This window comes from Thermomonospora catenispora (assembly GCF_006363815.1).
GTDB lineage: Bacteria > Actinomycetota > Actinomycetes > Streptosporangiales > Streptosporangiaceae > Thermomonospora > Thermomonospora catenispora.
The window spans coordinates 1-444 of record NZ_RRYT01000102.1 but is presented as its reverse complement, the minus strand read 5'-3'; the positions used below and the strand labels follow the sequence as shown (position 1 = coordinate 444).

Annotated in this window: 1 pseudogene; it reads left to right on the top strand. The window is 74.3% G+C overall.

The features are described 5' to 3' along the window. Window positions 1-444, top strand: a pseudogene (locus EIO00_RS24415) (hypothetical protein); the annotation flags it as partial.

Below are 444 nucleotides of genomic sequence, written 5' to 3'. Positions count from 1 at the left end.
TCCTGTTCACCCTGCTGACCGGCCATCCGCCGTTCGGCAACGAGAGCCGCCGGGAGCTGATGGGGCAGCACCTGCACACACCGCCCCCGCACGCCCGCGACGAACGCCCCGAGACGCCCGAGGCGCTGGACGAGCTGATCGTCGAGCTGCTGGCCAAGGAGCCCCAGGGGCGTCCCGAGCGCACCACCGACGTCCTGGAGCGGCTGCGCGGCATCCAGCGGGCCCTTCCCCGTCCCGACACCGACTCCTCGCTCGTGCCCGCCGTCGCCGCCGTCCCCGTGCACCCCTCGTCCGCCCCGTCCCTCCCGCCGCCGGTCTCCGGCGCGATCAGCCTGCAGGCGGCCCTCCCCCCTCCCCGGGTCGACTACAGCAGACTCCTGCTCCGCTTCTCCCTCAACGGGCACGAGGACGGGGTCTTCTCGGTGGCGTTCAGCCCCGACGGCG